The following is a 22,867-nucleotide window of genomic DNA, read 5'->3' as shown; positions in this document are numbered from 1 at the left end:
TATGAAACCCCGCCCAAACTAGTTAAATATTTTTTCCCAACTTATTTGTTGTCATAGATACATTTTATATAGCGCATTAGCTTTCAAAATGTTTATAAATTTTGAACTAAACCACTTTATACTCTTAAAATTCATACAAAAAAGTTCTAATCACTTAGCGATTAGAACTTTTTTAATATCATTGATCAGCAATAGTTAACAAAGGCCTATATTTTATACTACTTTCAATAATTAAATACAACACTCGCCATCGACATTGTCTGTTTAATTGATATACTGTACATATTTAAGATCATTAAGACTATTTTTACAATGTGCAACTATACATAGTTCATCACAATAATAATCAAGCACTACTCTAAATTTTCTTATCATCTGGTCCACTATTTTTAGAATTTTGGGAAGCAATAATATACTGTTCAATTAAAGCAACAATTTGCTTATTTTGTGGTAAATCAGAATGTTCCGATTCATTTCCTGTGACAGTTATTTCTGTATAGGATTTCGCTTGATTTTGATAAATATATTTTCCGGCATTAACACTTTGATATGGAACAATTCCATCATTATTGTAATTATCTGTTCCAGCAATCGAGTACAACACTAAGTTAGTTGGAATTTTTTTTCGATTCTTTACAAAATCCGCTAACATCTGTGTTCTTGTACTCTGATTAGTTTCTTCACCATTATATGGTGAACCTATCGTCATTAACGTATTAATTGAGGCCGCTTTATCATCAAAATATTCTTCTAAAAATGTCGTATAAATAAGACCTCCGTTAGAGTGCCCGATACCATTAAATTGATTAAATTTATATTTATCAGCAAGATACGTAAACGCTATATCAAACCATTTAGCTTGTTTTTTTATACTATTATAGCCATTCGAATTATCTTCAAAACCAACAACTATGAAAGGTTGCATATCTCGTTTAGCTATTTTACCAGTAATTTTAAGTTTTCCAGTTTTCTGAACCGTTATCTTTAACAAACTATGCGTTCGATTTGTTGAAGTATTTAAAACATCAATCAATTCATCAAATCGATCTTGATTTGCACTGCTTCCTGGTATTAAAATAACTGGATTTAACTTTGAATTATGAATAATTCGGCTTGTTTTGACCTTTTTAGTGTTCCATGTATTTGCCGGTACGATAACAGCTAAAAAACAAGCTAAGATAGCTATCCAAATAAACACGTATTTAACTATTTTCCGTTTATTTTTCATTTAGCTTACCTCCATCAATATTCATTGCCTTATTATTTAATTTTACAAACGGCATATAAATTAAAACTGTAATAATAAGCACAATTCCTGATACAACTAATGTACTCCAATACCCATCAGTTCCTAAAAATGCCATTAATGGTGCTGGAGTCGTTTCAGGTAAGCTGTAAACTGCTGGAGGTATCCACTTAAAGTAAATACAGAAGTACCCAATCAACATTGAAACGATGGGTGATAAGATAAACGGAACCATTAAAATAGGATTTAAAATAATTGGTAACCCAAACATCAATGGAAAATTAATATTCACAAAGCTTGGAATAATTGATATTTTTGCTATTTTACGACTATTTTTATTTTTAGACATTATCAATATTGCTATAATTAAAGATAAGGTCATTCCTGTTCCACCAAAGCTACCAAAACTGTCATAAATTGTATGTATAGAGATAGGAAAAGGTACACCAAAAGACGTGCCATGCTTTAACGCATAACTTAAGTTACTGACAACCGAAGTATCATCTAAGCCGCCTTGTGCAATTCCTAAAGAACCAGAAATTCCTATACCAGATAAAACAGTATTGAAAAAGGATAAAAATAAAATAGTTATAATTAAATGCCTTGATTTAACTTCTGTTAATCTAAACATAGAATATAAGAGACCATTCACACCGATTTGATTAACCAATGAAACTAACATGACTAGTCCAATTAAAATCCCCAATATTATCACTATCGGCAACAGACTCTCTAAACCACGAGAAATAAATGTATATTGATCTACTTTTTCTTGCTTATTTTTAGGTGAAAACCATTTAAAGATATATCCTACAAAGACCCCCAAAATCAGTGAGATAAAAATCCCTTTAACACCTAACTCTTGAATCAAGAATGTCCCCTGATCACTATCAGGGTTTAAACTTGATAAATTATAATTCAAAATAAGCATCCCGACTGCCCCAGTGAATCCTGCAATTTGTTCATCTTTTTTAAAGGACCGAGTCATGTATTTTGCGCTCAAAAAAGCTGTCATTACTGCGATAAAACTCATTGTAACTGTATTAATAATTTCGAATATATTTGTTATGATTTTTTCATAAGGTAACCATGATGAAATATTATATACTTGATTAAAGAACCCTTGTTCTGATAAAACGCTAGAACTAAGCGCCATACTAAAACTTCCAATAATAATAAACGGTAAGATAATTGCAAATGTTTTTTCAATTGCTTGATAAACAAAAGTTTTTTTAAAACGTAAATCAACTCTTAACAATTTTTGCGAAAACGTCACCCATAGTTTATTCATTGAATAACCCCCTTATCTATTTTTTATTATAAACCAATAGTAACCCAACAACAAAATGTTAATTATAAACTTTGAGGGTGTACACTTTCTGGTGTTGGTAAAATAAAATTCATCAACACCAGTTTTTTATTCTGAAAACAAAAAAAGAGGCCACCGGCCCCTGCTATGATTAAGTTGCAAAACATAATCAAAAGCGAGGGATGCTGATGATCACAATTAATTCCGCACTATTACTATTAGGAACAGAAGACGAAAATATTAAGAAAATTAACGTTTCCGATGATTTTGTTAGAATAGTATCACGTAAAAGAAAAGTTAATATCATAGATGCACCATTAACATACATACCTCCAAGAGACCCAGATTGTGGCTATTTAACTATGATCAAAAATGGAACACGTTTAGTTAATGCTAGAATTTCTAGCGTAAATGGCTATGAATTTCATTTGCGATTACGGAACCAACGCTTTATTTGGGCTTCATGTCAAAGTGCGATTGATGCTGAAACACATAATTTTGTAGCGATACTGCCTAATCGTTTTAACAGTGTTATTAAGGAACATTTTTTTAATGCATATATTCTAAAAGAAAGACAATTTGTAACCTCTGTTGTTGTAGACCTGAATGCTCAATATCAAAGTATCATTCATCAACTATTCCCAAATGCTTAAATAATTATTGATCGTTTTCATTTAGTTTAACTGGCTGGTAAAGCCTTAGATTGTGTTCGTATAGATACTTTAAATCAGATAATTGATCATAAAAATAGAGAATATAAATCTTTAAAAACTCAGTTATTAGAAAACTATCAACCAAATAACAGTGAAATGGATACTGTAATAACCACTTTCATAAAGAATCCACATTATATTGAAAATATTTTTATCTTCAACTTATTAAAACGGTCCTATAGAAGGACTTAATCGAAAAATTAAAACACTTAAACGTAGCAGTTACGGTTTCGGAAACTGACATCATCTTTTTGAAAGAATTTTATTAATTCATAACTAAAAAAAGGAAATCCTTTTGGATTTCCCTTAATTAGATTAGACGTTTATTGTCTCACCATCACTATTTGACGCAGACCCAATTTAATCTACGCTTTTGATTATAAACAAAAGCCCTAATGTAATTCCCCATTCTATTACCAATATAATAATCAGTTCCCACAAAGGAATTATAGTTAATAACAAAAATGCACCACCTGGGAGTGAAAGTACTAATATACTCACTGTAATAATAAAAAAATATTTCCAAAAACGTTTTAAATATCTATTAGGCATTATAGCTAGGATTATTAACAATAAAAATGTTAATAATCCCATGACCACTGCCAAATCGTCCCATAATGTGCCTCCAAAATAATATGAAAATGGCGCTAATTTTCCATGTATTACTATACTTGGATAAATGAGACCACCATAACATAATCCACTAAAAAGAAGTAGTCCCCGAAGTATCCATCCGCTTGCTTCTTTAATTACTTTCATTTTAAAACCCCTCTCTCAGATTATTATGATGTTATTTTATGAATATCATTTGGCTTGAACGGACTACTAAAATTGCCAAGCAATCCATAATGTTTCTTTTTTCTATATGCCTCAACATGAGCACCCTTTTTGTATATTGCTGAAAAAAATCTTTCTTGCTCGCATGCTTTGCTTTGTCATCTTATGCAATCATTTCAGTAAGAGTAGTTTTAGCACCCGGCTTAACTTGATTTTCATATACAGGCCAAATAGATGAACTACACAAATCATAAAACTCTTGATAGTTCATATCCTATTGCTTAATTTTACCCTCTTTGACTCCTATATTATATGCTTTAGTTATATCACGGCTCATAAATGTATCCTGAGCATAAATATGATTAGGTACTAATAATACTGAACAAAACTTCATTAAAATAGCTATTACTTTAATACTTTTTCATTAACAACAATCTAACGCTATCATAATTTTAATGTTACTTCAAATAATTTAACTATAATATTAATCTAAGTTAATACTTTAAAAACTTAAAAAAGCCAGCCTCTTAAATTAATACTTTTTTCCGTAATGCACAAAAAGAATTAAAAAATTGATAAAAATATATCTATATGTTATTGAAAATATTAATTATAAACTTTAATTAGAAATCGAAAACTTATAATTTCTGCCCCTTTTCTGCCCCTTTTAGCGACTTTAATGCGACTTTTTGAAGCAAGGTTCAATTATATAGGTCTACCAAATTTTTAGACAAATAAAAAAGCCTTGATTACCAAGGCTTTTCAACGTCAATCTAACGGCGAGCTTCTTTAATACGAGCAGCTTTACCATTAAGGGCACGTAAGTAGTACAATTTAGCACGACGAACACGACCATGACGGATAACTTCAATTTTAGCAACACGAGGTGAATGCAATGGGAAAGTACGTTCAACACCGACACCGTTACTAATTTTACGAACAGTGTAACTTGAACTAATACCTTTACCACGGCGTTTTAAAACGACACCTTCGAAAAGTTGGATACGTTCACGTGTGCCTTCAACAACACGGGCGTGAACTCGAACAGTATCACCTGGGCGGAACTCAGGAATATCTGTACGTAATTGTGCTTCTGTAAGTTTTGCGATCATTGGACTCATAATTTGGATCTCCTTTTCAACAGAAATTCATTCACATTCACTATGCCAGCGGAATATCGTAATTTTATGTGGCTTTTAACCACTTTTAAAATTGTATCATATTACTTTATAGGCGTAAAGGTTATTTCCTTTACTTTCCAGATTTTATGTCAGCTAACCATTCAACTTGTTGTTTAGATAATTGAATATCTTTCAACAAATCTGGTCTTCTCTCAAATGTTCGTCTCAATGATTCTTTTTGACGCCATTCATCGATTAATTTATGATTCCCATTTGTTAGAACTTCAGGAACTTTCATCCCTCTAAAATCAGCTGGCCGTGTATATTGCGGATATTCTAACAAGCCGTTTGAAAATGAATCTCCGGGAGCAGATTCTTTATTGCCTAAAACTTCAGGTAACAATCGAACAGTCGCATCAATCATGACCATGGCTCCTAGTTCCCCACCCGTTAAAATGTAATCACCAAGTGAAACCTCATCAGTTACAAGTTCGCGGATACGTTCATCATAGCCTTCATAGTGACCACAAATAAATGTTAGATGTTCTTCTTTCGCAAATTCTTCAGCCACATTTTGGTCAAATTTACGTCCTGCTGGATCTAAAAGGATAACTTTACCTTTTGTGTCAGATTCCTTTTGAACAGCTTCTAAAGTGTCAAAAACTGGCTGTGCTTGTAATAACATACCTGCACCACCACCATATGGGTAATCGTCCACATGATTTTGTTTATCAGTTGTAAAATCTCTAAAATTAGTAATTTTTAAATCAAGAACGTCCTTATCAATTGCCTTACCAACAATTGATTGTTTCATGGGACCATCAAACATTTCTGGAAATAAACTCAAAACATCAATTTTCATATTTAGTCGTCCAATCCTTCTAAAAGTTCAACCGTTACAATATTGTTATCAATATCGACAGTTTTTATAACATCTTTAATAACTGGTAACAATAAATCACCCTGTCCCTGACGCTTAACAACCCAAACGTCATTAGCTCCTGGGCTTAAAATTTCATAAATAGAGCCAATTTTTTCTTCATTTTCATTTTGGACATCTAAGCCGATAATTTGATGGTAATAGTAATTACCTTCTTCTAATTCCCGAAGACCTTTATCAGCGACTTTAAGATCTAATCCTTTATACTTCTCAACCAGGTTAATATCTTGTAATCCTTCAAACGTCACGAGTTCAAAATTTTTATGATGTCTATAGGTCATAACCGTTAACGAAATAACTTGTTTTCCGCTCTTATCAAACAGATACAAGACGGTTCCCTTTTTAAAACGCTCAGAAACGAAGTCAGTTGTAGCCATAACTCTAACTTCTCCTTTGATTCCATGAGTATTGACGATTGTTCCTACTTGATAATAATCCATATTTACTCCTTTTTATTGTAAAATAAAAACTCCCAAACAAAACATTGCTGCTTCATTCAAGAGTTACTATTTTAATCTAATATGTTTAGACGCACTCGTTTCGAACTTGTTAAACGCACACCATAGATTATTGTTCTAATAGCTTGCGCAACTTGTCCGTGCTTCCCAATAATACGGCCAATATCATCTGAATTCACAGATAATTCAAAATAGACATAATGATCATCTTGTTTCTGTCCTATTTGGACATCATCAGGATTTTCAACAAGCGGTTTGACAATTGTTAAAATTAAACTTGTCACTTCTGCTTCAGTCATTTAATCGTCCTTATTTTTTAGAGAATTTAGCTTCATGGAATTTCTTCATGATGCCTGCATTTGAAAGAATGTTACGTACAGTATCTGATGGTTGTGCACCATTGTTCAACCAGTTTAAAATACTTTCTTCTTCAAGTGTTACTGTTTGTGGTTCTGTTAATGGGTTGTAAGTACCAACGTTTTCGATGAAACGGCCATCACGTGGTGAACGTGAATCAGCTACAACGACACGGTAGAACGGTCTCTTTTTAGAACCCATACGTTTTAAACGAATTTTTACTGACATTAATATACACCTCCTGATATCTACTTCAACAATAATTAATATACCAGTTATTTATCAGCTTGTAAAGGTTTTTTTCTTGACAGTTAAAATAAATTATCAAAATGTCCCTTAAGCCATACCAGTATTGGTTATTTAATGATTATTTTCTAGAGTTTTTATTTTTCTTCATACGTTTTTTCTTGTTTTTCTTGTTCTTACGAACCATAGAATTCATAGACATCTTAGCTAAGCGACCTGTTACGCCCTTGCCAAGCATCCCTTCCATACCTTCAAAATTACCGCTATTCATTTTCTTCATCATTTTCTTCATTTCGCCAAATTGCTTAATCATTCGGTTAACTTCAACAATTGGACGACCTGCACCAGCAGCAATACGTCGTCGACGACTGGGGTTCAAGATGTCTGGATTTTCGCGTTCTTTAGGTGTCATTGAGTATACTGTCGCACGCATATGGTCAATATCCTTGGGATCCATTTTAACATTCTTCATAGCTGGATTATTAGCCATCCCTGGAATCATCTTCATAATATCTTCCATAGGACCCATTTTTTGTAATTGATCCATTTGACTTAAAAAATCATTAAAATCAAATGTATTTTCTTGAAATTTTTCAGCCATTTTAGCTGATTCATTTTCATCAAAATCTTGTTGTGCTTTTTCAATCAGCGTGAGCATATCACCCATGCCTAAAATTCTTGATGCCATACGATCTGGATAGAATACGTCCAAATCAGTTAATTTTTCACCTTGTCCGATAAATTTAATTGGTTTACCCGTCACTGAACGAATTGATAACGCAGCACCACCACGAGTGTCACCATCTAATTTAGTTAAGACGACACCAGTAACATCTAATTGTTCATTAAAGCCTTTAGCAACATCTACCGCACTTTGTCCAGTCATTGAATCAACAGTCAAAAGAATTTCATTTGGGTTCGCTAAGGCCTTAATTTGAGCTAATTCGTCCATTAGCGTTTCATCAATTTGTAAACGACCAGCTGTATCAATAATAATGTAATCATTTTTATTTTCTGCAGCTTGTGCTAAACCTTGTCGAACAATTTCAACAGGGTTTACTTTTGTACCCAATTCAAAAACAGGTATTTCCAAATCTCGACCTAAAACTTGTAATTGGTCGATAGCAGCTGGACGATAAATATCGGCTGCTATCATTAAAGGTCTCGCATTTTCTTCTTTTTTTAATGTTAAAGCAAGTTTACCAGCTGTGGTTGTTTTACCAGCCCCTTGTAAACCAACCATCATAATAATTGTTGGTATTTTAGATGACTTGTTCAATGGAACAGCTGTTTCACCCATGACTTTAGTTAATTCTTCATTTACAATTTTGACGATTTGTTGTGATGACGTTAAACTCTCAAGTACTTCCGCACCAATTGCACGTTCACGAACAACCTTAACGAACTCTTTAACCACTGTAAAGTTAACATCGGCTTCAAGTAAGGCTAAGCGAATTTCACGCATAACCTCTTTTAAATCAGTTTCAGATATTTTACCTTTGCGACGGAGTTTCGTCATCGCATTTTGTAATCTTTCTGTTAATCCTTCAAATGCCATTTTTAACTACCTACCCTTACTCTTCGTCTAATTCTTCTAATTGATTAATTAGATCGGTTAATTTTTGATCCTCTTTATAAGTACTATCTGTGTATTGCTTAATTTGGTCTAATTTTTCATTACGTTGAATAAAATTATGATACAAATTCAACTTATCTTCATAATCTTCTAAAATTTTTTCTGTTCGTTTGATATTATCATAAACGGCTTGCCGACTAACATCAAAATTGTCCGCAATCTCACCAAGTGAAAAATCATCACCATAGTACATGGCCATATATTCAGCCTGTTTTTTAGTTAATAATGACTCATAAAATTCAAACAATGCATTTACTCGATTTGTTTTATCAATCGCCACTAAAAAAACTCCTTCGTTTTTGTTTCATTCAGTCCTACTTAGAAGGGTACCGATTTTAGCCCTAAACGTCAATAGCAAAAAGAAGTCCGATTAGTTTAATCTGACTTCTAAGATTATTCTTCTGTTGATTCAGGTTGTTCTTGAATAAGTCCTTTAAACAAACCATAAATGAAATCTTCTGCATTAAAATCACGTAAGTCATCCATTTGCTCACCTAATCCAGCAAGTTTTACTGGTAAATGCATTTCATTACGAATGGCTAACACGATACCACCACGAGCAGTTCCATCTAGCTTAGTTAATACAATACCACTCACATCAGTTGTTTCTTTAAATTGTTTAGCTTGGATTAAAGCATTTTGACCCATTGTTGCATCCAAAACAAGTAAAACTTCATGAGGTGCATCTGGAATTTCTCGAGAAATGATTCGTTTAATTTTATCTAATTCATTCATCAAGTTAACTTTATTCTGCAAACGACCAGCTGTATCAACTAGTAAAATATCGTAATCTTCTTCTTTGGCACGTTTTACCGCGTCAAAAATAACAGAGGCTGGATCACTTTTTTCTGGTCCACGAACGATATCGACATCAACACGACGGCTCCATTCAGCAAGTTGTTCTATTGCACCCGCTCTAAATGTATCTCCAGCAGCTAAGAGTACTTTTTTGCCTTCTTCATGATAACGGTGTGCTAGTTTCCCAATAGTTGTTGTTTTACCAACGCCATTAACACCAACAAATAAAATAACAGTTGGACCTGATTCAGCTTGCGCAATAGAATTATCTTCGTCTTTACCCTCTGATTCATACAAATCTACCAATTTTTCAATAATTGCTGCAGAAACAGCATCTGGATTGCTTACATTTCTTAATTTAACTTCTTCTTGTAACTCACGGCTAATTTTCATAGCCGTTTCAAATCCAACATCAGCTTCAATTAAAGTTTCTTCTAACTCTTCAAAAAAATCTTCATCGACTGTTCTAAAATTAGCAAACAGTGAGTTTAAGCGTTGTCCAAAGGTTTTTCTTGATTTTTCAAGGCCTTTATCATATTTTTCTTGTTCAGATGATTCTGGTTCTTCACCTGTAAAAGCTTGCTTAATTCTACTAAATATTCCCATCTGTAGCGCCTCCTAATCTTTTATTAGTATATCAAACCGTTTTGTCTAATGATACCGAAACCATTTTAGAGATACCAGACTCTTGCATTGTAACACCATACAAAATATTAGCTTCAACCATTGTTCCATTTCGATGCGTTATCACAATAAATTGCGTTTCTTGATGAAATGATTTTAGATAACTAGCAAATCGAGCTACATTTGCATCGTCAAGCGCAGCTTCTGCTTCATCCAAGATACAAAAAGGAACTGGTTTTACTCTTAAAATAGCAAATAGTAGCGTAATTGCGGTCAAAGCTTGTTCTCCGCCAGAAAGTAAACTCAAACTTTGAACTTTTTTACCAGGCGGCTGCGCTAGAATATCAATTCCAGTTGTTAAAAGATTTTCTGGATCAGTTAATTCTAATCTAGCTTTACCACCACCAAACATAACAGGGAATATCTCCTCAAATTTCTTAGAGATATCAATAAAACTAGCTTTAAATCTTTTTTCAACTTCAGTATCCATATCCATCATAGTTTTCTTTAATTGTTCATCGGCTTCTAATAAATCATTTTGTTGGTCTAATAAGAATGAGTAACGTTCATTAACTCTTTCAAATTCATCAATCGAGGCCACATTAACCTCACCAATTTCTTTTAGCCCTTTTCTCAATAATTTTTGTTGCGCCAAAATTTGTTCAAGAGGTTGCTGACTTTCTAATTTTTCAGCCTCTTCAAAAGTCTGTTGAAAATCACTAGCTAGCTTAGCTAGAAACTCATCAAGCGACTCATTAAGTTGTTGTTGTTGATTTTCAGCTTTGATTTTATCTGCAATAATATTTCTCTGCAACTCAGATAAACGAGATAAATGGCTATTTTCTTCAGTTAAAGTTTGATTAATATTAGTTCTGTTCTTTTTAAAATCAGCTAACTTTAAATCGGCTTCTTCTGCTTGCCTTTGAAATTCTTGTAATTCTTTTTGGATATCTTTTTCTTTCACCTGACTATTTTCGGTATTTCTGAGTAAGTCTTGATGTTGTTGATTTATCAATGTAGCTTTATCAACTAATTCCTGAATATCGTTATTCAGCAGCATAACATTAGCGTGTTGCTGTTTTAATTGTTCTTGGAATACTAATAAACTTTCACGATGGTTTTGTTTCTTAACTTGTTGCTGCTGTTCAAATTGATTACTATTTTTTAATTGTAAGTCAATATCAGAAATATCATTATTTGCTACTTGTATTTGTCGTGCTAATTCAATAATTTTTTGTTCATTGTCTTTAAATTTTATTTGGTTATTAATTTTATCAGTTTGATTTTTTTCAAATTCATCATATTTTTCAGTCGTTTTAAGTTCTTGCTGTTCTAAAATTAACCGACTAGTTGTTAATTTAGATTGTGTTGTTTGATATTGACTTTTTAAATCAACAACAATCAATTCAAGCGACTCGATCATTTCTTTTTGCTTTTCAACAGTCACTCTAGCTTCATTGCCACGAACTTCACGAGCCTCTAATTCTTGTTGCATTTTTTGGATACTTTCATCTAATTGTAGAATAGTTTGCTTCTGATTTAACAATCCACTGGTATGTTGCTGTTTACCACCAGTTATTGCACCACCTGCATTTATTACTTCTCCAGTCCGTGTGACAACTTTAACTCGATGATTCAAATCACGACTAACTTTAATTGCCGTATCCATATCTTCAACGATAATTGTTGTCCCTAGCAAATACTGACTAATTTCAATAAATTGAGGTTCAACTTTAATTAACTCTGACGCAATACCGATGACTCCTTCATACTTTAAGACGAAACGTTGTGCATCACCGATAGAACGTCCCTTAATAGCTGAAATAGGCAAAAATGTTGCCCGACCAAATTTATTATCCGTTAAAAATTTAATTGCATTCTTTGCAACAGACTCTTCTTGCACAACTACCTGTTGTAATTGCGCACCCAATGCTGTCTCTATTGCTTGATTAATTTCCTTTGGGACCGTAATTAATTCTGCCACTGAACCATATAAACCAGGAAACTTATTTTTTTCTTTTAAAATTGCTTTAACGCCTTGATAATAGCCGTTATAACTATTTTGCGTCAAAAGTAGATTATCCTTTTTATTTTTCGCCTGTACTAAAACGTTTGATGCTTCAAACCATCTACGTTGCTGTGCCTCGTAAGAATCGTTATTTTTTTTCAAGGCAATCTTTAATTTAGCTAATTCTTTTTCTTCATTAATTAATTTATTATCAATCAAATTAAATTCAGTTTTTTTAGTTTTAAAATCGTTTTTTGCTTGTGTTAAATACTCTTGTTCAGTAGCTAATAAGTCATCATTAACCTTAGCCTGTGAATCAAAATTTAATGTTTTTTGTAAAAACTCATTCTCACTTTGTAATCGTGTACGTTGTTGAATAGTATCATTAACAACGCGCCTTAATTCTTTTGAACGATCTTGTCCAGAAATATCCGCTGTTTCTAACGTTTTATCAATCGCTTCAATAAACATGTTCTCATCAGTAATATTTTTCTGTAAAGCTAATGACCGCTTATCTAAATTAGCTAATGACTCTTGTTTCAAAATAATTTGTTCATTCACCGATTCTTGTTCTTTTTTTAATTCTGTTATTTTTTGCTTTTCAAAATCTTTTTTTTGAGTTGATATATTACTTTGACCCATCAACCGTTCTTTATTAATTGTTAAATCTAATAGTTTGTTTTGTGTATGATCAATCATTTTTTCAATATTCTCTAGTTCTGAGCGATAACCTGCAATTTCATGTTCTTTTACAGTGACCTTAGTCTTATAATCACTATCCATTTCAAGTAACTTATCTAACGAATGTGTGACATCCCTTTTTAGTTGCGATTGCCTTTTAATTTCTTTAACCAACCGACTAAGTTCTAACTCATCAAATTGCTTTTTTTGAGATAAATAATCCTTTGCCAAACTACTTTGCTCACGTAAAGGTTCAACTTGTCCTTTAAGTTCAAAAATAATATCAGAAACCCGGTTAAGATGACCTTTTGTTTCTTCTAATTGGCGAGTGGCAATATTTTTTTCTTGTTTATATTTTAAAACACCAGCAACTTCTTCAATAATCGAACGTCTGTCTTCGGGCTTACTATTAAAAATTTCAGCAACTCTACCCTGAGAAATGATTGAAAATGACTCTTTTCCAAGACCAGTATCCATGAATAGATTGGTTATATCTTTAAGACGACACTGCTTTTGATTAATTAAAAACTCGCTGACACCATCTCTAAATAATCGTCTTGTAACGGTTATTTTTTCAGGATTATCTTGAATATAAAAATCAGAATTATCAAAAATAATACTAACTTCAGCACGATTAACTGCTGATCTGTTCCCTGAACCAGCAAATATAACGTCAGGCATTTTATTTCCACGTAAATTTTTGGCTGATTGTTCACCAAGTACCCAGCGAATTGCTTCAATAATATTACTTTTACCGCTACCGTTAGGACCGACAATACCAGTCATCCCGTCTTTAAATTCAATTGTTGTTTTGTCTGCAAATGATTTAAAACCATTAATGACTAAAGACTCTAATTTCATCCGTCACTAACCCCCTGAACATTTTTACTTTCTGAGTAATCCTAATGCATTACTTGCTGCTTGTTGTTCTGCAACTTTTTTAGAATGTCCTGCCCCTTGTCCAATGATTTTGCCATCAGCACTGACAGACATAACATATTGTCTGTCATGCTCTGGACCAAGGTCATCAACAACATCATAGGTAATGACAACATCACCATCTTTTTGTAAAAACTCTTGTAGCGACGTTTTATAATCCATAACATGGTCAAACCAGCCTAAGTCTAATTTTGGAAAAATAACTTTCCTGATAAATGTTTCAACAGCTAATTTACCTTGATCTTGATAAAGCGCTCCTACAAAAGATTCAAAAATATCACATAATAACGCAGGTCTTTGACGTGCATTTGATTTTTCTTCACCTTTACCTAAACGAATAAATTCATCAAATCGGCATTCTTTAGCAAATGCGCTGAAACTCTCTTCACATACCATTGCAGCTCTTAGACGCGTTAATTTCCCTTGTGGCAGCATTGTATACCGCTGATATAAATATTCTGAAACTGTTAATTGTAAAACAGCGTCTCCTAAAAATTCAATTCGTTCATAAAATTTTAAATTTTCTTTGGGATGTTCATTTACATATGATGCCTGTGTGAATGCTTCATCTAATAAATCCGTATTCACAAATTTAATATTAAAATCTTCTGCTAACATTTCATTTAAACCTTTAATCATTATTATCCTCCGTTATTATCATTATTGCTCTTACAATTATACCTGTTTTAATCACTAAAAGGTACTCCATACAAAAAAAGCGCTGACAAATATCATTGTCTAACGCTTTTAATGAACGATTTAATATACGTGTTGAATTATTATTTTTGGTTAGCTTTAATAAAAGTGACAACGTCTCCGACAGTTGTTAAACTTTCTGCATCTTCATCAGAAATTTCTGCACCAAATGTATCTTCAAGTTCTAAAACGAACTCAACAACATCAATTGAATCTGCATCTAAATCCTTTTTAAAATCTAAGTCATTCGTAATTTTTTCTACTGGCAAATCAAAATGTTCGTCTATAATTTTAACAATTTTTCCAAAAATTTCTTCTTCTGTCATTCCAATAGCCTCCTTTTGAATCATGACGTAATTTTAACCATTTTTCAGAGAAATGTCTAGTTAATTTTATTTTCACTAGTTTCCTTTTCAAAATAGTTAACAATATTAGGTACTACATCTGTATTAACCATATCATTGATTTGGTTAATTGTGTAATAAACAACTTCAGCCTTACTTGATCCATGTGATTTTACAACTGGTGCTTTAATACCTAGTAAAACCGCACCGCCATACTTAGGTGAATCCATTTTATTCTTCAATTGTTTTAAACTTGGTTTCAGTAAAAGTGCACCAATTTTAGCACGCAAGCCACCACTCATAATGGCACTTCTGAGTAATGAAAACATTCCTAAAGCTGTCCCTTCAACGGATTTTAAAACAGCATTACCTGTAAATCCGTCAGAAACAACAATATCAGCTTTACCAGAAAGCAAATCATTAGATTCAATATTACCCACAAAATTTAATTCGGTATCGTTTTGTAATAATTGGTACGCTTCTTGCGTCACTTTGTTGCCTTTATGTGGTTCTGTCCCATTATTTAATAAACCAATTTTAGGATTACTAATATGGCGAACATTTTTAGCGTAATAGTTACCTAAGACAGCATATTGATGCAAGTGTTCAGGTTTACTATCCGCATTGGCTCCAGCATCTAATAAATTTACAGTATTATCACTAGAAATAACTGGCAATGTTGCTAATAAACCAGGTCGTGGAATACCCTTAATACGGCCAATTATAAACAAACCAGCAGCAAGTAGTGCCCCTGTATTACCGCATGAAAATACGGCATCATTCTCACCATCTTTAACAGATTGAGCTGCTAAGACCATTGATGCTTTTTTCTTTGAACGAATTGCCTTAACTGGTTCATCATTCCCATCAATTTCCTCATCCGTGTGAACAATTGTGATATTTTTATCATCTTTTAAGAATTCACGAATTCTTTTTTCATCTCCGTACAACGTAAATTGAATGGTGCTATCTTCGTCTCTAGCACGTTCAACGCCCTCGACGATTGATTGCGGTGCAAAATCGCCGCCCATTGCATCAACTGCTAACTTCATAATTATATTCTCCTAACTTATTTAATCGAATTTTAAATCTGTATTTTGATGGTTTTTTAAATAATCGTTTAGTGGTTTAAATTCAGGATTACTTTCAAAGTCATCTCTAAAAACTATTTCGTGCGCTTCTTGTTGGGCCACTTGTAATGCATTGATATCACCTATGGGATCACCGATTTTAAAATCAGGTATTCCAGATTGCTTACGGCCTAATACATCGCCAGCACCTCGCAACTCTAAATCTTTTTGCGAAATGACGAAACCGTCTGTTGTCTCTGTCATAATTTGCATGCGCTGTCTTCCAAAATCATTTTTAGGATCAGCAATTAAAATACAATAAGATGCTTTCTTACCACGGCCAACCCGACCTCGTAATTGATGTAATTGCGCTAACCCAAACCGTTCAGCATTATGAATCATCATCACAGTAGCATTAGGTACATCAACGCCGACTTCGATAACCGTTGTTGAAACCAATATTTGATATTTATTGGCCTTAAAATCGGCCATAATCTGATCCTTTTCATCATTCTTCATTTTGCCATGCAGTAATCCAACTTTATATTTTGGCTCAAATATTTCTTTCATATTTTCGTATAAAGCTAATGCATTTTTTAAATCTAGTGTTTCAGATTCATCAATTAGTGGTGTAATAATATAAGCTTGTGAGCCTTGAATCAACTGTTCTTTAATGAGATCGATTCCTTTACCTACTTGAGAACTCTTTAACCAAGATGTCGAAATAGGTTGGCGTCCTGCAGGTAGTTCATTAATCGTAGAAACATCCATTTCGCCATAAGCAGTGATTGCTAGCGTCCTAGGGATTGGCGTGGCCGTCATTGCTAAAACGTCCGGTTCAGCCCCCTTCTCTCTTAAAATGCGACGTTGATTCACACCAAATCGGTGTTGCTCATCAGTAATAACTAATCCAACGCGACTGAATGACACATCAGGTTGAATAATCGCATGTGTTCCAATAATTAAATTAACCTCACCTGATTCAAGATGTGCTAATAGTTCACGTCTAGCTTTAACTTTCATTGACCCAGTTAAAAGTGCAACATTAACTGGGAAATCTGCGAATAAGGTAGCCATGTTATTGGCATGTTGTTCAGCTAATATTTCTGTTGGCGCCATTAAAACGGCTTGATAGCCCGCCGTAATAGCCGCGTACATCACAATTGCTGCAACAATTGTTTTACCTGATCCAACATCACCTTGAAGTAATCGATTCATATGGATTGGTTGTTTCATGTCTGAACAAATTTCATTAACGACTCTTTTTTGAGCTGCCGTTAATTCAAATGGTAACGTCTGAATGAATTTTTTCAATTCATTATTTTGATAGTTAATTTTAATACCATCATTTTTAGTATCATTTCTTTTAATATACTGTAATTTCAATTGAAATAAAAAGAACTCTTCAAAAATAGCCGTCCGTTTGGCATCATGAAAATCTTTTTCATCCTGTGGAAAGTGAATATCATGTAACATCGTCTTACAATCAATTAAACGATACTTTTTAATCAGGTCATTTGGTAATATTGAATCAATTTGATTCGCATATTGCTCAAATGCTTGTGTAATTAACTGTCGAATTGCCGATTGATGAATATCTTTGGAAGAACGATATATCGCTGATAACCTATCATCATTTTGCTTCGTCAATAACTTCATCCCAGATAAACTTTTTCTTTTATCATCCCATTTACCATACACAGCTACTTCTTTACCAATCTCAAATTGTTTTTGCAAAAAAGGCTGATTAAAAAAACTAACGGTTATATTATCACTATCAATTAGTAATCTAACGTTTAACAGATTTCTTTTCTGACCAAACCGAATTAAAACTGGTTCAGAAGAGACAATTCCTTTTAGAGTTACTTTTTCTTGATCAGTAATTTCAGATAATTTTTTTGCTTTTAAATCGTCATAACGATACGGATAAAATGTTAATAAATCTATGATTGTATTAATTCCTAATTGATTAAGTGCAGTCAATTTTTTAGGCCCAACACCAGTTAAAACACTAACTGAATCATTCAATGATGACATTATGATACCTCACTTTCTACGGAATATAAAAAGCAGGAGAGAACATAGTCTCATCCCACCTTTACTTTTTACTATTTATTCAACTGAAATTAGGTATGGATAGACCGGTTGGTCTCCTTCGTGAATTTCGACTTCTAAATCTTCATCAATTTCATAAATGGCTTCTTCGATTTCTTTAGCTTCGTCCTCAGAACCGTCTTCACCCACAATAATTGTGATAATTTCGCTGTCTTCATCCAACATTTCTTTAGTCATTTCAATTGCAACTTTTTTACGATCATTATCGGTTACTTTGATGCTACCATCAATAATACCCATATAATTATCTTTTTTAATCTCAATACCTTCAATTGTTGTATCTCTAACTGCAATTGTTACTTGACCAGAAGTTACTGTATCCAAGTTTTCAATCATAGCATCTTTGTTTTCTTCTAATGTACTATCAATATTAAAACCAAGCATTGCTGTCATTCCTTGAGCGATTGTACGACTTGGTACAACAACTGTTGGAACTGTTGAAACTTCAACAGCTTGTTCAGCAGCTAAGAAAATATTTTTATTATTAGGTAAAATAATCACATTTTTAGCTTTAGTTGCTTCAATTGCCTTAACAATATCTTCCGTACTTGGATTCATTGTTTGACCACCACTTAAAATATAAGAAACGCCTAAACTTTTGAAAAGTGTCGCAACACCAGAACCAGATGAAATTGAAATAACTGCAATTTCGCTAGGTACTGCAGTTTCACTTGTTTCTTCAGTCTCTTCTTCATCATTTTCCAAAATTGTCTCATGTTGTTGACGCATATTATCAACCTTAACTTTGATTAATGAACCATAATGTTGACCATAAGTCATCACTTCACCAGGATTTTCTGTATGTACGTGAACTTTAACAACTTCATCATCGGCCACAACAAGAAGAGAATCACCAATTTCACTTAAATGATTTCTAAATTCATCATAATCAAATTTACGATCAACTAAACGACCAGCACCCAATTTAAGCATGATTTCTGTACAATAACCAAATTTAATATCTTCAGTACTTAATTTACTTTGAACACTCTGATGGTGACTGGCATTAACCATTTCATCCATTTCTTTTTCATTTGGTTTGTATTCTTCACTAATTGTTTCCTTACCAGTTAAGGCATCAAAGAAACCTTCATAAACAAATGTTAATCCTTGACCACCTGAATCAACAACACCAACCTCTTTTAAAACAGGTAATAAATCCGGTGTTGTTGCTAATGCTTTTTTAGCAGCTACATAAGTTGCTTCCATAACGACGATAACATCATCGCTCTCAGAGGCAGCTTTATTTGCAGCCTTAGCGGCTTCTCTTGCAACTGTTAAAATAGTTCCTTCAGTTGGTTTCATAACGGCTTTATACGCGACTTCTACGCCACCTGTCAAAGCATCTGACAAATCAGTAGCAGTTAAAACCTCTTTAGCTTGGATCCGTTTATAAAAGCCTCTAAAAATTTGTGATAAAATAACGCCTGAGTTGCCTCGAGCACCCATCAGTAAACCTTTAGCTAAAATCGAAGATAGTTCACCAACATGTTCAGAAGGTGAATCTTGAACATACTTTGCCCCACTTGCGAACGAAAGGTTCATATTTGTACCTGTATCACCATCTGGCACTGGAAATACATTCAATGAATTAATAAATTCGGCATTTTTAGCCAATCGTTGTGAGCTAATTTGGACCATTTTTCTAAATTCTTGGTCCGTAATTTTCGTAACAGTCACTTCTTTTTCCTCCTTGGTCACTACTAAAATAGCTAGTTACTAATCGCCTAGTACGCGAACGCCTTGTACTAACACGTTAACTGAATTAGCAGATACACCTAGCATTGTTTCTAAATTATACTTCACTTTTTCTTGAACATTACGACAAACTTCAGATATTTTTGTGCCATAGCCAACAATAATGTAGACATCAATAGCAACACCATTATCTTCCTGGCGAACAACAACACCTCTAGAATAATTATCTCTTCTTAAAATTTCATTCACATTGTCACGAATTTGGTTTTTACTTGCCATTCCGACAATCCCAAAAATTTCAGTTGCGGCACCGCCGACAACTGTCGCAATAACTTCATTATCAATATCAATCGTACCGAATTGCGTTTTGATCTTAACAGCCATAAGAATAGCCTCCTTATATTTTCACACAATCAATAAGAGTATTTTATCATAGGATATGGTAGAATAAAAGAAAAATAGCATCTAAGAAAATTCTATTCCCCTACCTTCGGGAATTTCAAGCTGTCAAGCAAATTTACTTGAAAGAAAAGTATTGCATTATATGGCTAAATATGATATTTTTGTTTAGGTAAGTAAGCATAGCTTTGCTTTTTAAGTGAATTGCAGAGGAGGATATGAATATGGCAAAAGATTTTATTACAGGACGTAAGACTACTTTCGGTAAGAAACGTTCTCATGCATTGAACCAAACAAACCGTAGCTGGAAACCTAATTTACAAAAAGTTCGCATCTTAGTTGATGGTAAACCTAAAAGAGTTTATGTATCTGCTCGCGCTTTAAAGTCAGGTAAAGTTACCCGTGTTTAATTCAATTTAAAAAGACTCAGCATTTATGCTAAGTCTTTTTTTTTGCTCTATTTTTCGTCATCACGACTTTGAATCACAATAATAATACCAGATTCAAAACTAAACTCACCTGTATCCCCCATAAATTCATTACTTGCTAATGAAATCGGGTTCACAAAATTAATTTGATTCAATGTATACTTCTCATCTATTAAACTCAATTTTTTAACTGGTGACAGTGGAATAAATGCAAGATATTTTTTATCATCTTCTTTTATTAACTGATACTTACCAGATTTAAAGAATCGAATTGAATTTTGTTTATCAACTAAACAAATTTTTTCAAACATTGTATTAAATGGCTCTCTAAAAATAAAAAACAAATTAGCCAATAAATGATCAATTCGACCACCTGTAGCGCCATAAATCGTCACTGAATCAAACTCAAATTCAGATATGGCTTCTCTCAAAGCAAATTCAGTATCTGTATCATCTTTTTCAGGATTAGCTATTTTAATTTTTTTACTATGATTAGATACTAAATTAAATTCACTTTCAGTCATTGAATCGAAATCACCAATCGATAGCTCAGGTGTAATACCTAGTTTTATTAATCGCAATGCACCTCTGTCAACACCAATCCACGGTCCACGAACGTTACCATCCACTAATTCCTTAGGCCACTGTTCCTTAGGTCCACCGACTAAGATATTGAGTTTCATTTGGTTGCTTCTCTTAACTTATTAATTTGTTCAGTTGGATTATCACTATTGTAGATGTATGAACCAGCTACTGCGACTGTTGCACCACTATCAAGACATTCCTTAATCGTTTGATCATTAACACCACCATCAACTTCAATATCAAAATCATAATTTTGAACTTGTTTGATACGGTCTAATTGGTCAATTTTACGTTTCATTTCTGGAATAAATGATTGTCCCCCAAATCCAGGGTTAACAGTCATCACTAATACTTGATCAACAAGTGGCAAAATTTGTTTAATTGTCTCTAGGGATGTTCCTGGGTTAATAACCACTTCAGCTTTCACACCTAATTTTTTAATATGTTGAATAACACCAAAAATATGGGGAGTTGATTCAACATGAACCCCAATAATATCAGCACCTGCCGCAGCAAATTCTTCAATATAAGATTCTGGATTTTCTACCATCAAATGACAATCCAAAACCATTTTTGTTAATGGTCTAATTGCTTCAACGACGTTTGCACCAAAAGTTAAATTAGGCACAAAATGGCCATCCATAATATCAATATGTAAATATTCTGCACCAGCTTGATCAACAACTTTAATATCCTTTTCCAAGTTTGCAAAATTAGCGCTTAAAATAGAAGGTGATAATTTCATTTTGGTCATCTCATTTCTTATAGTTTGGTTTTTGATCAACAATTAATTGATTAAATTGTAAATAATTTTTGTACCGACTCTGTAATAAATTACCTTGTTCAAGTGCTGCTTTAACTGCACATTTAGGCTCCTTAATATGCAAACAACCTCTAAATTTACAGCCAACAGATAGTTCATTTAATTCTGGAAATAACTTTGGTAACTCTTCTTTTGACATATCAAATAAATCAAAAGAAGAAAATCCAGGTGTATCAGCAATTAGCCCACCTGCAATAGGCATTAATGTTACCTTACGAGTAGTATGTTTACCACGATGTAAGGCTTTTGATATCTCAGCCGTCTGCAACTCCAACTCTGGCATAATTTTATTTAGTAATGTTGATTTTCCTGCACCAGTCTGACCCATTACGACTGCAATTTTACCCGGAAAGGTATCTTGTAATTCTTTAACCACAACATCTTCATTTTTACCAAATGGAAAAAATGTTGGATAGATTTGACTATAAGCTTCAATAATACTGCTTATTTCAACTACTTTCTCTTCAGGAATTAAATCGCCCTTTGAAAAGTATAAGACTGGCTTAACATGATGCGATTCTAGCATAATTAATTGTCTATCTAATAGATTGCTTGAAAATGCTGGTTCAACACATGACGTTACAACAATTGCTTCATCAATATTAGCTACTGGTGGTCGAATTAAGCTGTTTTCTCGATCATGAATATTAAGAATATAGCCTTCTTTTTTATTTTCAGCTTTGAAGTCAACCCAATCGCCAACTAGTGGTGCCTGGTTAGAATTTCTAAAATTACCTCGAGCCCTTGTTCGATAAGTTTCGCCTTCGACATCAACGTCGTAAAAGCCACTTAATGATTGTCTAATCTGACCTGTTACCAATAAATTAACCTCCTTTAACTGGACTCATGTAACCGT

24 protein-coding genes are annotated in these 22,867 nt (G+C 33.2%); 3 read left to right on the top strand and 21 right to left on the bottom strand.

Annotation, left to right across the window (positions count from 1 at the left end; genetic code table 11):
* Window positions 1-358: 358 nt before the first annotated feature.
* Window positions 359-1,228 (bottom strand): alpha/beta hydrolase, encoded by an 870-nt coding sequence (locus AC1RPJ_RS02770; protein ID WP_481761273.1) that lies wholly within the window; start codon window positions 1,226-1,228, stop codon window positions 359-361.
* Window positions 1,218-2,537 carry a PTS transporter subunit EIIC gene (locus AC1RPJ_RS02765; protein ID WP_481761272.1) on the bottom strand — a complete coding sequence of 440 codons (1,320 nt, stop codon included), beginning with the start codon at window positions 2,535-2,537 and terminating at the stop codon, window positions 1,218-1,220. Before AC1RPJ_RS02765 ends, AC1RPJ_RS02770 begins: the two co-directional genes overlap by 11 nt.
* 206 nt (window positions 2,538-2,743) lie before the next feature.
* On the opposite strand from AC1RPJ_RS02765, the gene AC1RPJ_RS02760 reads away from it, so the two are divergent.
* Window positions 2,744-3,208 (top strand): transposase, encoded by a 465-nt coding sequence (locus AC1RPJ_RS02760; protein WP_481761271.1) that lies wholly within the window; start codon window positions 2,744-2,746, stop codon window positions 3,206-3,208.
* Window positions 3,209-3,446: 238 nt separating this feature from the next.
* A complete protein-coding gene (locus tag AC1RPJ_RS02755) occupies window positions 3,447-3,509 on the top strand; it encodes a hypothetical protein (RefSeq protein WP_481761405.1) in 63 nt (20 codons plus the stop codon).
* Window positions 3,510-3,628: 119 nt separating this feature from the next.
* Here the strand turns inward: AC1RPJ_RS02755 and AC1RPJ_RS02750 are convergent, their stop codons facing one another.
* The 16 genes from AC1RPJ_RS02750 to AC1RPJ_RS02675 all read right to left on the bottom strand — a co-directional run bounded on the left by AC1RPJ_RS02750 (window position 3,629) and on the right by AC1RPJ_RS02675 (window position 20,160).
* A complete protein-coding gene (locus AC1RPJ_RS02750) occupies window positions 3,629-4,027 on the bottom strand; it encodes a hypothetical protein (protein ID WP_481761270.1) in 399 nt (132 codons plus the stop codon).
* A 791-nt stretch (window positions 4,028-4,818) separates the two neighbouring features.
* On the bottom strand, window positions 4,819-5,166 hold the full coding sequence (gene rplS / locus AC1RPJ_RS02745) for a 50S ribosomal protein L19 (RefSeq protein WP_057973468.1): 348 nt from the start codon (window positions 5,164-5,166) through the stop codon (window positions 4,819-4,821).
* A gap of 130 nt (window positions 5,167-5,296) precedes the next feature.
* Window positions 5,297-6,028 carry a tRNA (guanosine(37)-N1)-methyltransferase TrmD gene (gene trmD / locus AC1RPJ_RS02740; protein WP_481761269.1) on the bottom strand — a complete coding sequence of 244 codons (732 nt, stop codon included), beginning with the start codon at window positions 6,026-6,028 and terminating at the stop codon, window positions 5,297-5,299.
* A 2-nt stretch (window positions 6,029-6,030) separates the two neighbouring features.
* On the bottom strand, window positions 6,031-6,546 hold the full coding sequence (rimM, locus tag AC1RPJ_RS02735) for a ribosome maturation factor RimM (RefSeq protein WP_481761268.1): 516 nt from the start codon (window positions 6,544-6,546) through the stop codon (window positions 6,031-6,033).
* A 71-nt stretch (window positions 6,547-6,617) separates the two neighbouring features.
* Entirely contained in the window at window positions 6,618-6,863 is a 246-nt protein-coding gene (locus AC1RPJ_RS02730; protein ID WP_409022598.1) for a KH domain-containing protein, read from the bottom strand.
* Between the two features lie 10 nt (window positions 6,864-6,873).
* Window positions 6,874-7,149: a 30S ribosomal protein S16 gene (rpsP, locus tag AC1RPJ_RS02725; protein ID WP_409022599.1), complete on the bottom strand. Its 276-nt coding sequence runs from the start codon at window positions 7,147-7,149 to the stop codon at window positions 6,874-6,876.
* A gap of 139 nt (window positions 7,150-7,288) precedes the next feature.
* Entirely contained in the window at window positions 7,289-8,725 is a 1,437-nt protein-coding gene (ffh, locus tag AC1RPJ_RS02720; RefSeq protein ID WP_481761267.1) for a signal recognition particle protein, read from the bottom strand.
* Window positions 8,726-8,741: 16 nt separating this feature from the next.
* Complete coding sequence (locus tag AC1RPJ_RS02715) at window positions 8,742-9,083, bottom strand: putative DNA-binding protein (protein WP_409022601.1); 342 nt, start codon at window positions 9,081-9,083, stop codon at window positions 8,742-8,744.
* Between the two features lie 113 nt (window positions 9,084-9,196).
* Window positions 9,197-10,207, bottom strand: a complete 1,011-nt coding sequence (gene ftsY / locus AC1RPJ_RS02710) for a signal recognition particle-docking protein FtsY (RefSeq protein WP_481761266.1) — start codon at window positions 10,205-10,207, stop codon at window positions 9,197-9,199.
* A 31-nt stretch (window positions 10,208-10,238) separates the two neighbouring features.
* Window positions 10,239-13,775 (bottom strand): chromosome segregation protein SMC, encoded by a 3,537-nt coding sequence (smc, locus tag AC1RPJ_RS02705; RefSeq protein ID WP_481761265.1) that lies wholly within the window; start codon window positions 13,773-13,775, stop codon window positions 10,239-10,241.
* Between the two features lie 24 nt (window positions 13,776-13,799).
* On the bottom strand, window positions 13,800-14,492 hold the full coding sequence (gene rnc / locus AC1RPJ_RS02700; protein WP_481761264.1) for a ribonuclease III: 693 nt from the start codon (window positions 14,490-14,492) through the stop codon (window positions 13,800-13,802).
* A 140-nt stretch (window positions 14,493-14,632) separates the two neighbouring features.
* Window positions 14,633-14,875: an acyl carrier protein gene (acpP, locus tag AC1RPJ_RS02695; protein ID WP_409022605.1), complete on the bottom strand. Its 243-nt coding sequence runs from the start codon at window positions 14,873-14,875 to the stop codon at window positions 14,633-14,635.
* Window positions 14,876-14,931: 56 nt separating this feature from the next.
* Complete coding sequence (gene plsX / locus AC1RPJ_RS02690; RefSeq protein ID WP_481761263.1) at window positions 14,932-15,945, bottom strand: phosphate acyltransferase PlsX; 1,014 nt, start codon at window positions 15,943-15,945, stop codon at window positions 14,932-14,934.
* 21 nt (window positions 15,946-15,966) lie between these two features.
* Window positions 15,967-18,003, bottom strand: coding sequence for an ATP-dependent DNA helicase RecG (recG, locus tag AC1RPJ_RS02685; RefSeq protein WP_481761404.1), 2,037 nt, complete (start codon window positions 18,001-18,003; stop codon window positions 15,967-15,969).
* A 72-nt stretch (window positions 18,004-18,075) separates the two neighbouring features.
* A complete protein-coding gene (locus AC1RPJ_RS02680; protein WP_481761262.1) occupies window positions 18,076-19,758 on the bottom strand; it encodes a DAK2 domain-containing protein in 1,683 nt (560 codons plus the stop codon).
* Between the two features lie 39 nt (window positions 19,759-19,797).
* On the bottom strand, window positions 19,798-20,160 hold the full coding sequence (locus AC1RPJ_RS02675) for an Asp23/Gls24 family envelope stress response protein (protein ID WP_057973455.1): 363 nt from the start codon (window positions 20,158-20,160) through the stop codon (window positions 19,798-19,800).
* Between the two features lie 239 nt (window positions 20,161-20,399).
* Here AC1RPJ_RS02675 and rpmB point away from each other — a divergent pair, with 239 nt between their 5' ends.
* The gene (rpmB, locus tag AC1RPJ_RS02670) at window positions 20,400-20,585 is read left to right on the top strand and encodes a 50S ribosomal protein L28 (protein WP_057973454.1); all 186 of its coding nucleotides are present in this window, start codon (window positions 20,400-20,402) and stop codon (window positions 20,583-20,585) included.
* 47 nt (window positions 20,586-20,632) lie between these two features.
* Here rpmB and AC1RPJ_RS02665 read toward each other — a convergent pair whose 3' ends face one another.
* The 3 genes from AC1RPJ_RS02665 to rsgA are packed head-to-tail and all read right to left on the bottom strand — an operon-like array spanning window position 20,633 to window position 22,831.
* A complete protein-coding gene (locus AC1RPJ_RS02665; RefSeq protein WP_481761261.1) occupies window positions 20,633-21,286 on the bottom strand; it encodes a thiamine diphosphokinase in 654 nt (217 codons plus the stop codon).
* A complete protein-coding gene (gene rpe / locus AC1RPJ_RS02660; protein WP_409022609.1) occupies window positions 21,283-21,933 on the bottom strand; it encodes a ribulose-phosphate 3-epimerase in 651 nt (216 codons plus the stop codon). The genes AC1RPJ_RS02665 and rpe overlap by 4 nt, the downstream gene beginning before the upstream one ends.
* 10 nt (window positions 21,934-21,943) lie before the next feature.
* A complete protein-coding gene (gene rsgA / locus AC1RPJ_RS02655) occupies window positions 21,944-22,831 on the bottom strand; it encodes a ribosome small subunit-dependent GTPase A (RefSeq protein WP_481761260.1) in 888 nt (295 codons plus the stop codon).
* Window positions 22,832-22,867 lie beyond the last annotated feature (36 nt).

It is taken from the genome of Dellaglioa sp. CoH-57-MRSF-17 (assembly GCF_056782015.1).
Note: the sequence above shows the minus strand (reverse complement) of the source record. Positions and strands in the feature narration are given on the sequence as shown.

Excerpts from the sequence above, each read along its gene's own strand:
- AC1RPJ_RS02750 (WP_481761270.1), bottom strand. The coding sequence starts at position 4,027 with ATGAAAGTAATTAAAGAAGCAAGCGGATGGATACTTCGGGGACTACTT.
- rimM (WP_481761268.1), bottom strand. The coding sequence starts at position 6,546 with ATGGATTATTATCAAGTAGGAACAATCGTCAATACTCATGGAATCAAA.
- rpmB (WP_057973454.1), top strand. The coding sequence starts at position 20,400 with ATGGCAAAAGATTTTATTACAGGACGTAAGACTACTTTCGGTAAGAAA.
- AC1RPJ_RS02760 (WP_481761271.1), top strand. The coding sequence starts at position 2,744 with ATGATCACAATTAATTCCGCACTATTACTATTAGGAACAGAAGACGAA.
- plsX (WP_481761263.1), bottom strand. The coding sequence starts at position 15,945 with ATGAAGTTAGCAGTTGATGCAATGGGCGGCGATTTTGCACCGCAATCA.
- ftsY (WP_481761266.1), bottom strand. The coding sequence starts at position 10,207 with ATGGGAATATTTAGTAGAATTAAGCAAGCTTTTACAGGTGAAGAACCA.
- rnc (WP_481761264.1), bottom strand. The coding sequence starts at position 14,492 with ATGATTAAAGGTTTAAATGAAATGTTAGCAGAAGATTTTAATATTAAA.
- rpe (WP_409022609.1), bottom strand. The coding sequence starts at position 21,933 with ATGAAATTATCACCTTCTATTTTAAGCGCTAATTTTGCAAACTTGGAA.
- rplS (WP_057973468.1), bottom strand. The coding sequence starts at position 5,166 with ATGAGTCCAATGATCGCAAAACTTACAGAAGCACAATTACGTACAGAT.
- AC1RPJ_RS02730 (WP_409022598.1), bottom strand. The coding sequence starts at position 6,863 with ATGACTGAAGCAGAAGTGACAAGTTTAATTTTAACAATTGTCAAACCG.
- AC1RPJ_RS02765 (WP_481761272.1), bottom strand. The coding sequence starts at position 2,537 with ATGAATAAACTATGGGTGACGTTTTCGCAAAAATTGTTAAGAGTTGAT.
- acpP (WP_409022605.1), bottom strand. The coding sequence starts at position 14,875 with ATGACAGAAGAAGAAATTTTTGGAAAAATTGTTAAAATTATAGACGAA.
- AC1RPJ_RS02675 (WP_057973455.1), bottom strand. The coding sequence starts at position 20,160 with ATGGCTGTTAAGATCAAAACGCAATTCGGTACGATTGATATTGATAAT.
- ffh (WP_481761267.1), bottom strand. The coding sequence starts at position 8,725 with ATGGCATTTGAAGGATTAACAGAAAGATTACAAAATGCGATGACGAAA.
- rpsP (WP_409022599.1), bottom strand. The coding sequence starts at position 7,149 with ATGTCAGTAAAAATTCGTTTAAAACGTATGGGTTCTAAAAAGAGACCG.
- AC1RPJ_RS02770 (WP_481761273.1), bottom strand. The coding sequence starts at position 1,228 with ATGAAAAATAAACGGAAAATAGTTAAATACGTGTTTATTTGGATAGCT.
- smc (WP_481761265.1), bottom strand. The coding sequence starts at position 13,775 with ATGAAATTAGAGTCTTTAGTCATTAATGGTTTTAAATCATTTGCAGAC.
- AC1RPJ_RS02665 (WP_481761261.1), bottom strand. The coding sequence starts at position 21,286 with ATGAAACTCAATATCTTAGTCGGTGGACCTAAGGAACAGTGGCCTAAG.
- trmD (WP_481761269.1), bottom strand. The coding sequence starts at position 6,028 with ATGAAAATTGATGTTTTGAGTTTATTTCCAGAAATGTTTGATGGTCCC.